13 protein-coding genes and 3 pseudogenes are annotated in these 13,377 nt (G+C 42.1%); 2 read left to right on the forward strand and 14 right to left on the reverse strand.

Annotation, left to right across the window (positions count from 1 at the left end; genetic code table 11):
* Window positions 1-311 (reverse strand): IS200/IS605 family transposase (tnpA, locus tag FU659_RS15315; protein WP_147948393.1); only part of this gene is annotated, 311 nt, incomplete at its 3' end.
* Window positions 312-476: 165 nt separating this feature from the next.
* Between tnpA and FU659_RS15320 the strand changes: the two genes are divergently transcribed.
* On the forward strand, window positions 477-773 hold the full coding sequence (locus FU659_RS15320; protein ID WP_147948394.1) for an ATP-binding protein: 297 nt from the start codon (window positions 477-479) through the stop codon (window positions 771-773).
* Window positions 774-862: 89 nt separating this feature from the next.
* Window positions 863-1,261 carry a hypothetical protein gene (locus FU659_RS15325; RefSeq protein WP_147948395.1) on the forward strand — a complete coding sequence of 133 codons (399 nt, stop codon included), beginning with the start codon at window positions 863-865 and terminating at the stop codon, window positions 1,259-1,261.
* 73 nt (window positions 1,262-1,334) lie between these two features.
* On the opposite strand, the pseudogene FU659_RS15330 reads toward FU659_RS15325, so the two are convergent.
* The 13 genes and pseudogenes from FU659_RS15330 to FU659_RS15385 all read right to left on the reverse strand — a co-directional run bounded on the left by FU659_RS15330 (window position 1,335) and on the right by FU659_RS15385 (window position 13,320).
* Window positions 1,335-1,816: pseudogene (locus FU659_RS15330) on the reverse strand (low molecular weight protein-tyrosine-phosphatase).
* On the reverse strand, window positions 1,813-2,214 hold the full coding sequence (locus FU659_RS38305) for an ATP-binding cassette domain-containing protein (RefSeq protein WP_315971323.1): 402 nt from the start codon (window positions 2,212-2,214) through the stop codon (window positions 1,813-1,815). The pseudogene FU659_RS15330 and the gene FU659_RS38305 overlap by 4 nt, the downstream one beginning before the upstream one ends.
* Window positions 2,215-2,246: 32 nt before the next feature.
* Window positions 2,247-2,546 carry an ATP-binding cassette domain-containing protein gene (locus tag FU659_RS38310; protein ID WP_315971324.1) on the reverse strand — a complete coding sequence of 100 codons (300 nt, stop codon included), beginning with the start codon at window positions 2,544-2,546 and terminating at the stop codon, window positions 2,247-2,249.
* Window positions 2,547-2,673: 127 nt separating this feature from the next.
* Window positions 2,674-3,138 (reverse strand): YlbF/YmcA family competence regulator, encoded by a 465-nt coding sequence (locus tag FU659_RS15340; RefSeq protein ID WP_147948396.1) that lies wholly within the window; start codon window positions 3,136-3,138, stop codon window positions 2,674-2,676.
* Window positions 3,139-3,172: 34 nt separating this feature from the next.
* Window positions 3,173-4,643 (reverse strand): annotated as a pseudogene (miaB, locus tag FU659_RS15345) (tRNA (N6-isopentenyl adenosine(37)-C2)-methylthiotransferase MiaB).
* A 201-nt stretch (window positions 4,644-4,844) separates the two neighbouring features.
* Window positions 4,845-5,414: a phosphate propanoyltransferase gene (pduL, locus tag FU659_RS15350; RefSeq protein WP_147948397.1), complete on the reverse strand. Its 570-nt coding sequence runs from the start codon at window positions 5,412-5,414 to the stop codon at window positions 4,845-4,847.
* A 99-nt stretch (window positions 5,415-5,513) separates the two neighbouring features.
* A pseudogene (locus FU659_RS15355) lies at window positions 5,514-6,379 on the reverse strand (2-oxoacid:ferredoxin oxidoreductase subunit beta).
* Window positions 6,367-8,115: a 2-oxoacid:acceptor oxidoreductase subunit alpha gene (locus tag FU659_RS15360; RefSeq protein ID WP_147948398.1), complete on the reverse strand. Its 1,749-nt coding sequence runs from the start codon at window positions 8,113-8,115 to the stop codon at window positions 6,367-6,369. The pseudogene FU659_RS15355 and the gene FU659_RS15360 overlap by 13 nt, the downstream one beginning before the upstream one ends.
* A gap of 205 nt (window positions 8,116-8,320) precedes the next feature.
* Complete coding sequence (locus FU659_RS15365; RefSeq protein ID WP_261807835.1) at window positions 8,321-9,262, reverse strand: dipeptidase; 942 nt, start codon at window positions 9,260-9,262, stop codon at window positions 8,321-8,323.
* A 217-nt stretch (window positions 9,263-9,479) separates the two neighbouring features.
* Complete coding sequence (locus FU659_RS15370) at window positions 9,480-9,740, reverse strand: stage V sporulation protein S (RefSeq protein ID WP_028558349.1); 261 nt, start codon at window positions 9,738-9,740, stop codon at window positions 9,480-9,482.
* Window positions 9,741-9,825: 85 nt separating this feature from the next.
* Window positions 9,826-10,620, reverse strand: coding sequence for a TIGR00282 family metallophosphoesterase (locus FU659_RS15375; protein ID WP_147948400.1), 795 nt, complete (start codon window positions 10,618-10,620; stop codon window positions 9,826-9,828).
* Window positions 10,621-10,706: 86 nt separating this feature from the next.
* Window positions 10,707-12,248, reverse strand: coding sequence for a ribonuclease Y (gene rny, locus FU659_RS15380; protein WP_147948401.1), 1,542 nt, complete (start codon window positions 12,246-12,248; stop codon window positions 10,707-10,709).
* 382 nt (window positions 12,249-12,630) lie between these two features.
* A complete protein-coding gene (locus tag FU659_RS15385; protein WP_261807836.1) occupies window positions 12,631-13,320 on the reverse strand; it encodes a regulatory protein RecX in 690 nt (229 codons plus the stop codon).
* Window positions 13,321-13,377 lie beyond the last annotated feature (57 nt).

The following is a 13,377-nucleotide window of genomic DNA, read 5'->3' on the forward strand; positions in this document are numbered from 1 at the left end:
TTTCCTCCCCACAATTTCTTTTTAATCTTAGGAAACTCTTTAAACAAAAGTCTGGCGGAAACACCTTTTAATGCTTTAATCATACTAGGTATTGAATGCTGTGGTGTACAATCCACTAAGAGATGGATGTGATCGGAGTCGCTTTCAATTTCAGATATAGTGAAGTTGTTATCGGATGCAATCTGAATAAGAATTTCTTTTAGTCTTACGTCTAATTCTTCTACAAGAATCTGGTGTCGGTACTTTACACACCATACGATGTGGTACTGAATGGCATAGACGTAACCACGACCATGCTTAATTTCTGACATAAAATCACCTCTGACTACAGAATAGCATATGTCAGTGTTATTTTCCTATAGAAACCTTGACACTAAAAGGATTGTTGTAATAGTTACCTAAACATGTGTCGGATAGGGTGTGGCATAAGCCACACCCTATCCGAAGTTTTCTAACTCACGACTGAAGGCACGAGATTGCGAAAACTTTTCATCAAAAATGCAATAGAGTCCATGCCGAGCGGTGGAGCCATCATTCTAAACACGCGGAAACTTCCGAATGCCGTGCAAATACTTATTACAAATACTGGAGTCGGCATGACCAAAAAGCAGCTGAATTCGCTGGGCATCCCCTTCTATACGACCAAAGAACAGGGTACTGGGCTCGGGCTCGTCGTCGTGATGAGTATTATCAAGATGATGAACGGGAAAATATCATTCTCCAGCAACTTAAACAAAGGAACCAAATGTTCCATTCTCTTTCAACAAAAATAAGTCTCCAGCAACCTCCATTAACATGTCCGATAATATGTGTTATTCTGTTTAGATACGCACGTTCATGCAGATGTGAAGGAGGTTTCACTATGGATTCGAATTTTATTCAGATGAAATTCCATGAAGGCGACTTGAAAATGTCGCATAAAAAGAAGGATTACGGCTTAACCGTTACGACCAAAGAATTAATTCTTCATAAACCTCACATTAATTATTATTTAAAATTGGAACATATTATCACGATTATTCCTTATAAAAATAAGGGAGTTAACACCATCACGTTCATTAACAAGCGATCAGAAAATCAAGAGCTTACACAATTGTCACTTGGAACAGAACACTTTCGAATCTATGTCCAAGCAGCTACGGTACATAACCGAAGCGGGCTCTTCGAATTAGGACCAACCGATGTCATCATCCCTATTCATCCCAGTATGTTGAGAGCAATTTCCGAATCCATTCAGCCCAACGGCTTAACAATATTTTAAAAAGGAATGTACAAAAAGAAGCGATAGTGAAAAGAGGTTCTTTTCATTATCGCTTCTTTTTGTTTTCGTTTGCCTACAGACCCTTCTCCTGCTTGATAAAAGCGAGTAGTTGTCGGCAGCTTTCCTCTACCATCTCATATACTTCTTGAAAATTCCCCGTATAATAAGGGTCTGGAACTTCTTTATTCGGGCGATTCGGATTAAAGTCTAATAATTTATGTATCGAGGCACGCTCCTCACCCTCAACAGAGACGGGAGCAAACGAAGCAAGATTACGAATATTACTATCGTCATTGCAATGATATAAGTAAATTGTACAAAATCATCCGATTTCACTTGCCTTGCTTGTAGCCCTTGATGTTCGATGCCATGCTGCTTCAGGATATCCCTAGTCCCTTGATGCGGCGGATGACCGATATGCCAATCCCCAGTGCCTGCAGAATCGGTATGGATGATGTGCGCAAGCCCGGCTTGTGCTACTTGATACCGGAACACAGCTTCAGCCATCGGAGAACGGCATATATTACCTAAACAAACGAATAGGACCTGGATCATACTTCACCGAAAACAAGCTGTTTTTCACGCATCGTAAGCGATCTTGCTGGAATATCCAGTACAATTCTTCCCTCAGCCAGTCCCCAAATGCGAGTTGCATAGCGCTCTGCCAGTTCCACTTGATGAAGCGTTGCGATAACGCTCATATTGCGGTCTTTACACAGAGATTTCAAATCTTGAATAATATATTCCGTTGATTTGGGATCAAGTCCAGATACAGGCTCGTCCGCCACAAGAACCTTAGGACCGAGGATCAAAGCTTTAGCAATCGCTACACGCTGCTGTTCTCCACCACTTAACTGGCCAACCTTCTTTTCGCCTTTATCCAGTAACCCAACCTTCTCCAAATAATCCATGCCTACGACATGTTCATCACGAGAAGTTGTTCCAGTCAGCAAGCGCAGAGGTGTCTTGTAGAACCGTCCCATCATTACATTTTGATAGCGCTTTTATTTCGATTCAAAGCAGGTTTCTCCTCTAAAAAAGCGAAATCCTTCCCTAGCTTCCACCGCTCCATAGGCCCTGGCTTGGAAATATCATTTGACTTATATATAAGTTGACCTGTGGTCCACTTCTCTTGGTGACTGATACAACGAAGCAAGGTCGTCTTTCCGCTCCCGCTTCCGCCTATGACGGCAATAAATTCGCCTTCATCGACTTGAAAACTAACTTGAGAAAGCACCTCATTGTCCGGAGGATATACTTTACTTAGATTACGCACTGTAAGCATAACAACGTCTCCTTAAAGTTTTGCTTTTGCAAAACGATCTGTAAGATCTACTTGGAAAAAATCGCCGCTCATGTCAAGCAATAAGCCTGATTAGAGGGCGATTGTTTGTGTGCCATACGAGTGTTTCTTAATCGCAAGAGCTCGGACTTTCAGCTGAGCCTGCTTCTACGTTAATTTTTTCGGAGATCGTATCACGAATGACGGACATGACGAGCTGCAGCAAATAGTTGATATCCTCTTGTGTTTGTTTGAATTCATTAACAATAGGAATCCCATCTAATTCATCTTGAAGCACTTCAATTTCATTCTCAATTTTCTCGACCATTTTAGCATTTTTAAAGGTCTCGAACGCTACGATTTCCTTCTGCTTCTTCTTGATTGCACTGATTAGCGTTTGGATGTCAGCGTTAACCGCGATTTGCTTCTCTGCTTTTTGATAAAACTGAACCTCGTTCGACGTCGTCAACAAATTCGCCAGCTCTTTAGCTTTGAACAAAATATCTTCACGAACGATCATCTCTGTATTTGTAAATTCCTCCACTTGAAAAGCATGAGGATGGCTGTCATTGTGTTCATGATCACATTGGGACATATTCATACACACTCCTATCTATTTCAGCGCTAACTTAAACGGACAATTGCAACGGCTCAGGAACAATTTCGCCTTTCAAAATCCATGTTTGCGCATGCGTTACTTTTACCTGGATCATTTTGCCGATTAAATCCTTGGAGCCTGTAAAATGGATCAATTTATTGGTCCTTGTGCGACCGGAAAGCACGTCCGCATTGTTCTTGCTTTCGCCTTCCACAAGCACTTCAACAGTTTGTCCAAACAATTTATCGTTTGCTCGCTTTACTGTGAGCATTCACAAGCTCATTCAAGCGATACAAGCGCTGCTTCTTGACTTCCATCGGGACGTTATCTTCCATATCGGCTGCTGGCGTGCCTTCGCGTGGCGAATAAATAAACGTAAAGGCGAAATCAAACCCAACTTCCTCATACAGTGACATCGTCTCATCAAACTGTTCATCCGTTTCACCTGGGAAGCCAACAATAATATCTGTCGTGAGAACGACATCAGGAAGCGTCTCCTTAATTTTGCGAGCAAGCTGCAAATAATGATCACGGGAATATTTCCGGCTCATTTTTTTCAACACTTCTGTATTACCTGATTGTACAGGAAGATGGATGTGTTCGACAAGATTTCCGCGTTTTCCCAGCACTTCAATCAAGCTATCATCAAAATCCCGGGGGTGTGAAGTTGTGAATCGAATGCGCGGCACATCAATTTTACGAATATCATCCATTAGATTAGCGAAAGAATAGGTGATATCTTCAAAATCTTTGCCATAAGCATTCACATTTTGTCCAAGCAAAGTGATTTCCTGAAACCCTTGACGGGCCAAATCTCTGACTTCGGCAAGTACATCCTGCGGTCTGCGGCTGCGCTCCTTCCCACGTGTGTAAGGAACGATGCAATACGTACAAAACTTGTCACAACCGAACATGATGTTTACCCAAGCGCGAATGCCTTCGCGTTTCTTCGGCAAATTCTCAACAATATCGCCTTCTTTGGACCACACTTCTACAACCATTTCTTTGTTATAAAAGGCATCCTTTAAAAGTGTAGGCAGTCGATGAATATTGTGTGTTCCGAAAATCAAATCCACAAAAGCATGCTTCTGCATAATGCGGTTTACGACAGCTTCTTCTTGTGACATACATCCGCACACACCAAGAACAAGACCAGGTTTCTGAGCTTTTAACGCTTTCAAATGCCCCAGTTCCCCGAACACCTTATCTTCAGCATTTTCCCTAATCGCGCAAGTGTTCAATAAAATGACGTCAGCCAAATTCTTGTCTTCCGTCGTTTGGTAGCCCATTTGCTCGAGCAGGCCTTTCATCACTTCTGTATCGTGCTCATTCATCTGACAACCATAGGTGCGAATCAAATAAAATTTATCTTTGCCGAACTGCTGCATGTCTTCCGGAATGGTGAAGTCATAATGAACGGCGATCTCTTCTTTTCCGCGTTTCTTGGCATCTGTCAGGGAAGGAGGCTGAAAATATTGGGAATAATCCTTGTCGGATTTCACTTCATTAGCCACTTTCTTTCCTCCTAAGCGTTTTGCTTAAGCAAAACTGTCTTCGTAAGCTTTGGCTTTGTTTTCTTAGAAAACACGAACAGCAAATAGCTCTACGATTTACTTATAAATATGCAGCTTTTATTATAGCATCACAAGCCTATATAGTACAAAAGGAAATTGGCATTTATGTAAAAAACATTCACCATGAACCTAGTCTAGTACTTCTGCGTAATCGCCTGTTTTGACACCCGCGGCGTTTCCTTCGTCCGTATCGATATGCATATCCAGTGCAAACTGCTCAGAAACACGTGCGATGACATCTTCAAAAATCAACGGACGTTCTCCTACTAATTTGACACGAAGCAGCTGCTTATCTTGAATACCCCATTTCTCGGCATCCGATGTATGAAAATGAATATGTCTTGCCGCGACAATGGCTCCACGCTCTAAATCGATTTCCCCTTTAGGGCCAATTACTTTGAGCCCTGGTGTATCAGCAATCTGTCCAGATTCACGGACAGGCGGATTAACACCAAGCGAGAACGCATCGGTACGCGATATTTCAATTTGTGTGTTTGGTCTAGCAGGTCCGAGAATACGTACCTTATCGAACTTTCCTTTAGGTCCAACAATGGCTACAGTCTCTTGCGCAGCATATTGTCCTGGCTGTGTAAGTTCTTTAAAGTTCGTCAATTCGTAACCTTCACCGAATAAAATGTCAATATGAGCTCGTGAAACATGGATATGACGGGCCGAGACCCCAATAGGAACTGTTTTCATCTTCGTTATCCATCCTTTTCTACTTAGCTTACGGTCAGTATATCCGTTGAACAAAAAGGGCATACGGAATTTCTCCATATGCCCTCAAAGCGCTACCTATTATTTGAATTCAGTTAGCATTTTGTTGAAATCTGCTTCTGAAAGCTGAAGGTTTTGTTTAGAAAGTCCTTCTTTTGCAAAGCTTGGAATGGAATCTTCATAGCTCTTTTTAACAGTGTTTTGATAGATGATACCTGTAAGCATGGAATTTGTTTCCATGATTTTAGTCATCGCCATAACACGGTTCGTAGAGTCGTAATCAGGAATCTCATCCAGATCCACAATGTTCTCTTTAAACCAGTCATACGTGTTTACTTTATTAAATGTTACACAAGGACTGAATACGTTGATCAAAGAGAAGCCTTTGTGATTCAAGCCAGCTTCAATAACAGCTGTTAACTGCTTTAGGTTGCTGGAGAACGATTGTGCAACGAAGTTGCACCGGCAGCCATTGCAACTTCCAATGGTGAAATGGCTGATTCAATCGTACCTTGTGGCGTACTTTTCGTTTTGAAACCTTCAGCACTACGTGGAGATGCTTGACCTTTCGTCAAACCGTAGATTTGGTTATCCATAACGATATAAGTAACATCGATATTACGACGAATCGCATGAACCGTATGACCCATACCAATCGCGAAACCGTCTCCGTCTCCGCCTGATGCGATGACTGTCAAATCACGGTTAGCCATTTTTACACCTTGTGCGATTGGCAATGAACGACCGTGAATACCATGGAAACCGTAAGCATTGATGTAGCCTGAGATCCGACCTGAACAACCAATACCCGAAACGATTGCTAAGCCTTCAGGCTCTAAGCCAACATTTGCTGCAGCACGCTGAATTGCAGCTTGCACGGAGAAATCTCCGCATCCAGGACACCAGTTAGGCTTTACATTGTTACGGAAGTCTTTTAATGTTGCCATGCTAAAGTCAACTCCTTGCATTTTTGTTCGATTTCTGCAGGTAAGAATGGATTACCGTTATATTTCAGAACGTTTTTAATTTTATCTGCATGACCTACGTGCAGTTTAATTTGATCTGCCAATTGGCCCGTTGCGTTGTTTTCAACAACGATAACCGTTTTTGCTTTTTCAACAAGAGGTTTCAGTTGTTCTGTTGGGAATGGATGAATCAAACGAACTGTTGCGTGATTCGTCTTAATTCCTTCTTGTTCAACACGGCGTCTTGCTTCATCGATCGTACCACCTGTAGAGCCCATTCCGATAATCAAAAGATCCGGATTCTCATGAGGAGCATCGAATTTAATTGCGTCTGTTACTTGAATGTGTTTCAGCTTCTCTAAACGCTTATCCATCATCCTTTGACGGTTTTCAGTGCTCTCGGAAGGACGACCCGTTTGGTCATGCTCTACCCCTGTAACATGGTGAATACCGTTCTTAACGCCTGGAATTACACGCGGTGATACACCGTTTTCTGTGAACTGATAACGTTTGAACAATTGGTTAGCTTCCTGCTCAGGAGCTTCTGTAACCAATGTTCCACGATCAATCACGATACGATTGTAATCCAGCATTTCTGCAGATTGTTTACCAAGAGAAAGTTGAAGATCCGTCATCAAGATAACAGGAACTTGATATTTCTCAGCAAGGTTGAAAGCTTCAATCGTGTCGTAGAAGCACTCTTCAATCGTGCTCGGGGACAATACAATTTTAGGAATTTCACCGTGCGTACCGTAGACCATAGCGTTTAAATCGGATTGTTCTTGTTTCGTAGGAAGACCTGTACTTGGACCCCCACGTTGCGTATCTACAATAACAACCGGTGTTTCTGTCATACCAGCCAAACCAATTGCTTCCATCATCAAAGACAGACCAGGACCAGCTGATGCTGTTAAAGCACGAGCCCCTGCATAGTTAGCTCCGATAGCCATCGTACATGCAGCGATTTCATCTTCTGTTTGGATAACAGTACCGCCAAATTTAGGAAGCGCTTTGATTAAGTACTCCATAACTTCGGATGCCGGTGTAATCGGGTAGGCAGGCATAAAGCGGCATCCTGCAGCTACGGCTCCAAGAGCAATTGCATCGTTACCGATCATAAACAATTTTTGTTTTCCGTCGGCTGGCTCTAATTGGAAATCAAGAATCGGTCCGCCGGCAAGTTCCAGAACGGATTCTGCCCCTTTGCGAACGGCTTCAATATTTTTTTCAACAACAGCGGCCCCTTTACGGCCAAATTCTTCTTCAACGGCTTTATTAAACACATCAATTGGCAAACCGAGCAGTGCCCAAGAAGCGCCAGATGCGGCCATGTTCTTAAATAGGGAAGTTCCTAGTTCTTCAGCGATTGCAGTGATCGGAACTGGGAATAAGCGAGCTTTAATTCCTTCAGGTAATACTGGATTGAATTTGGCATCTGCTACAATAACTCCGTTGTCACGAAGCTCATGTGCGTTAAAATCAATGCTCTCTTGGTCAAATGCAACCAAAATATCCAAATCATCTGAGATTGCGCGAATCGGTTTGGTGCTGATGCGAATCTTGTTATTTGTATGTCCCCCCTTAATCCGTGAAGAGAAATGACGGTACCCATACAAATAATAACCGAGACGGTTCAATGCAGTAGAGAAAATGCGGTCTGTACTTTCGACCCCTTCACCCTGCTGACCTCCGATTTTCCAAGATAACTGACTAATCACCGTACGTCCACTCCTTTTGATTGTAACTGCATGAAGACATGAATGACCTAATTACATGTAAATGAAGATGAGGCTATAAAAAATTTCTTTCACTTATCAACCAAATTCTATGCCTTTACCGAACAAATTGCAAGGGGTTTGAATGAATCTAAAACATAGAGTTTTTAGATGGAATTCATATCAATATTAGATCATTCCCATTTCTTTAACTCGGAAGGTTCAAAAGCATAAAATTTCGCCAATTTCCATAAAGAAAACCTTCAACTTGAGCTTCTTTATAGTTTTTGCACAAAGCTTCTATTATATTTCCGTATTGCCCAGAGTGCCTTAAGTCTTCCATCCATTGCTCAATGCCATCAAAATCCGATCCAAAGCCGATGTGATGCTCCCCACCCAAGGAACAAATATGATCAATGTGTTTCAACAGATCGGTAATGCGAACAGAAGAAATGGCTTGACTTACAAAGTAGGGAACGAACGTAAGTCCGATCTGTCCCTTTCTCTGAATAATCGCTTTAATTTGTTTGTCTGATAAATTTCTTGGATGGGGACATAGCTGCTCGGCATTCGAGTGAGAAGCAATGAATGGTTTGGCATATTGTTCATACAGTTCCCAAAAACCTCGTACGGATAAATGGGATACATCCACTATTATACCCATAGTATCTAATTCTTTTAACATCCTCATTCCTTTTAAAGTAAATCCGCCTTTTCGCGGCTCCATGACTCCATCCGCTGCCCAATTGGCATAATTCCAAGTCAAGCCTATACATCTTACTCCCAGCCGTTGAAGTGTCCGCACGTGCAGCATATTCCCGTTAATTGCATCTAACCCTTCAAGCGTAAGAATAGCGCCAATCTGATCACTATGTTCAACTTCCCGCCAATCATTTGCATTCTGAATAAATCTCATTCCGGGATGATTTAGTATTTTTCTATGAAAAAGATCGACCATTCGTAAAATGTGCTCAAATGTTGGCTGCTTAATCGTATCCGATAAGTAAATAGCAAAAAATTGTACTTTAACACCTGCATGCTTAAGCCGTATGTAATTGACATCAAGCTCATCTTCGTCCATATGAAAGTCAAGCCTTGGGTTCTTATATAGCTTTGTCAGCGCATCGCAATGCCCATCGACGATCTTCATAGCCAGCCTCCTCTTTTACCCACATCCTGAAAGCAAGGATAAACGACTTCGTCGTCCTTCAGGGACGAGCGAGTTTGTCAAGGTTGATGTTAAGCAAACGTATAGACACTTTCTTTCTTATCTACATACAAAAACTCTTGTCAGAGGCTCCCTAAACACATCGCAAAAAACCTGTCTACTGGGTAAACAGGCTTGGCATTTCGTATATTTCTTGTTGTTAGCGTGGTTCTACGATAAGTTTAATGGCCGTCCGATCTTCCCCATCGATCACGATATCTGTGAAGGCTGGTACACAAATGAGGTCAACTCCACTAGGCGCGACGAATCCTCTGGCGATAGCTACTGCTTTAATGGCCTGGTTTAAGGCACCTGCACCTATAGCTTGGAGCTCAGCTGCTCCTCGCTCACGCAAAACACCTGCCAGTGCACCTGCTACGGAGTTTGGATTGGACTTTGCTGAAACTTTTAACACATCCATGAAAAGTACCTCCTCGGGAATGATGGATAGATTCCATTACCCATCCTATTCCCGAGATTTGGTAAACATGCCAATCCATTTACGACTAGTCCATGAAAACTTGATCCTCATCATAACGAATTAAGTTAATAGACTTTGCTAGCCCTGTTTGATCATGGAGCTCGATGACAACGGCATGGAAATGCCACTTTCCTTCGTCAGTTACGAAACGAACCGGAAGTTGAGTTTTGAATTTCTGGAGAACTGCGTTGCGTTCTACTCCCAGAATACCATCGCGCGGCCCTACCATGCCCACATCGGTTACATAGGCTGTGCCTTGCGGCAACACACGATTATCGTTTGTTTGTACATGCGTATGAGTGCCAACGACAGCAGAAACTTTACCATCCAGGTGCCAACCCATCGCTATTTTCTCCGAGGTGGCCTCTGCATGGAAATCTACAAACACAAATTTATGTTTTTTCTTATCAGTTTCAAGAATCTCATCCACCTTACGGAAAGGACAATCAATCGGCGGCAAGAATGTTCGGCCTTGCAAGTTAATAATAAGCAGTTCCTGATCTTTCACTTTTATTGTTGTATGTCCTCTACCTGGTGTTCCTGGAGGGAAATTAGCAGGTCGTACCATTTTCTCGTCACGATCGATAAAATCAAAAATCTCCTTTTGATCCCACGTATGATTGCCCATTGTAAGCGCCTGAATGCCCATCTCATAGATTTCTTTGGCGATGGCTGCTGTAATCCCTTTACCTGCCGCAGCATTCTCTCCGTTGGCGATAAATACAGCGTGAGGATGAGCTTGCTTCAATCTAGGCATAATATTTTTCAACGCTTTTCTACCAACAGAACCTACAATATCTCCGATAAATACAATTTTCATAACTAGTTAGTGTCTCCCCTATGGTTTCTTGGATGCTTAAAAAAAGGAAAAGTGGCTGTATCAGCCACTTTTCACATTCATTATTATTATTTAGCGTATTCAACAGCTCTGGTTTCACGAATGACCGTTACTTTAATATGCCCTGGATAGTCCAATTCACCCTCGATTTTCTTTGTAATATCGCGGGCTAAGCGGAAAGCCTCGGTATCATCCACTTTCTCAGGTTGAACCATAACGCGTACTTCACGACCTGCTTGAATAGCGTATGATTTCTCAACACCTTCGAAGGATTCCGAAATTTCTTCCAGTTTTTCCAGACGTTTAATATACGTTTCTAATGTCTCTCTACGAGCGCCAGGTCTTGCTGCTGATAATGCATCTGCAGCTCCAACTAACATCGCAATAACAGAAGTTGCTTCCACGTCACCGTGATGTGAAGCTATACTGTTGATAACGACTGGATGCTCCTTGTACTTCTTGCCAATCTCAACACCGATTTCCACATGAGATCCTTCAACCTCATGGTCAAGTGCCTTACCGATGTCATGAAGCAGCCCGGCACGTTTCGCCAAAGTTACGTCTACCCCGAGCTCCCCGGCCATCAGACCAGCCAGATAAGCTACTTCCATGGAATGTTTGAGCACGTTTTGACCATAACTCGTTCTAAATTTCAAACGACCCAAAATTTTGATCAAGTCTGGGTGCAAACCATGTACACCAACCTCGAAAGTCGCTTGTTCTCCGTATTCGCGGATACGCTCATCCACTTCTTTACGTGATTTCTCCACCATTTCTTCAATTCGCGCCGGATGAATACGTCCATCGGCAACGAGTTTCTCTAACGAGGTACGGGCGATTTCACGACGGATTGGATCGAATCCAGATAAAATAACCGCTTCTGGCGTATCATCAATGATGAGATCAATACCCGTCAGTGTTTCCAACGCGCGGATATTTCGTCCTTCACGACCGATGATGCGGCCTTTCATTTCTTCATTTGGCAATGTGACTACTGAAACTGTCGTTTCAGCTACATGATCAGCCGCACAACGTTGAATAGCGAGTGTGATAATCTCACGTGCTTTCTTATCGCCTTCTTCTTTGGCCTGCTGCTCAATTTCTTTAATAAGTTGAGCTGTTTCGTGGCGAACTTCCTGTTCTACATTAGTAAGAATGATACTTTTGGCTTCTTCCATTGTAAGACCAGAGATTCTCTCCAGCTCAGATACCTGGCTTTTATAAAGCTGATCAATTTGTGATTGCGTATCTTCGATCCGCTTCTCTTTGTTGGACACTTGTTCTTCTTTACGCTCTAGAGATTCTAATTTTTTATCCAGCGATTCCTCTTTTTGCAACAATCGTCTTTCTTGTCGTTGAATTTCATTTCGACGTTCACGAATGTCTTTTTCAGCTTCGGATCTCAGTTTATGCACTTCGTCCTTTGCTTCCAGAACCGTTTCTTTTTTCAGTGCTTCCGCTTCCTTCTTTGCAGATTCTCGAATCTGCTCGGCCGCCGTTTCAGCACTGGAAATTTTCGCTTCTGCGAGAGATTTACGGATAAAATAACCAATCCCTAAGCATGCAGCTCCAACAATGAGAATGATCACGATCCAAATGAATGGCATCATCTTGTTCACCTCCTCGTTGGTTTCTCCAAGGTGTTAGCTTGGGATACCTTCGGTTTTTTAATCCGATTTTCAATTGTTTAACTAGTCATACATACCCTCTGAACCCAAAGCGTATGGCTCTTAAATGAATGCGCACAGCGCCTTAAGCACTAGTGCTAATAGTTCATAATCAACAGTGTGTAAAAATTGGCGGTTTCTACGACTGCTTCATCAAAATCAAATAATTGTGAATGATTTTGAATACATTATGAAATTATACATTGTTATTCTATCTTTTGTCGAAGAAGCTTGTCAAGCGATTGTCCAACAGATGGTACTTATGGAATGAAATATATGGTAATAATTGGATCAATTTAATTAATCTCATATATAATTAATGTCATTAATCATTAAAGAAATCTTCTATAGTTTCAAATTCTTCTTCTACAGATTCACTGGAAATTTGCTTTAGCACTTTGTTAACAACAGATCCTGTAAAGCCTCTTCTCATTAAGAAAGCTCCGGTTTTTCTTTTGCGATCCATCGTTTTCCCTGAAGTTTGCTTCCATTTCGTTTGTGCCAGCTTCATTGCTCCTGCAAACTCATCTTCTGGGTCGATCGTCGCCATGGCACTTTGAATAATGTCTTTATTTATGCCTTTTTGTTGGAGCTCTTGACGAACGAGATTACGCCCCTTTTTTTGAGAAATGATGCGATTGTCCGTCCACATCTTTGTAAATTCCTCATCATTCAAATATTTCTGTTCCCCTAATGTCTCACAAACCCAATCAATAATCGGCGCTTCAAAGCCATATTCTTTCAATTTGCGCTTGACTTCGCTAGAAGAATGAGGACGTCTGCCGATCATTCGCAGAGCTCTCATATAGGCATTGTTCCGTTCTTCATCTTGAACAATTTTTTCTAAATCTTGGGGATCTACGGTCTCCCCCTTGATCAATCGATGCTTAATTAGAATATCCTCATGAACCGAAAACGCGTATTCTTCGTTGATAAATATATGATAACGACGCTTGCCCCGCTTTTGTTTTTCTACCATTGTAATCGTGTATACATCTTGATTTTCGTTATCCAAAAACCACCAACTCCTTCTAAAAATAAAAGCACCTTAACACGAGGTTATAGGTGCTTT

The organism is Paenibacillus sp. N3.4 (genome assembly GCF_008017805.1).
GTDB lineage: Bacteria > Bacillota > Bacilli > Paenibacillales > NBRC-103111 > Paenibacillus_E.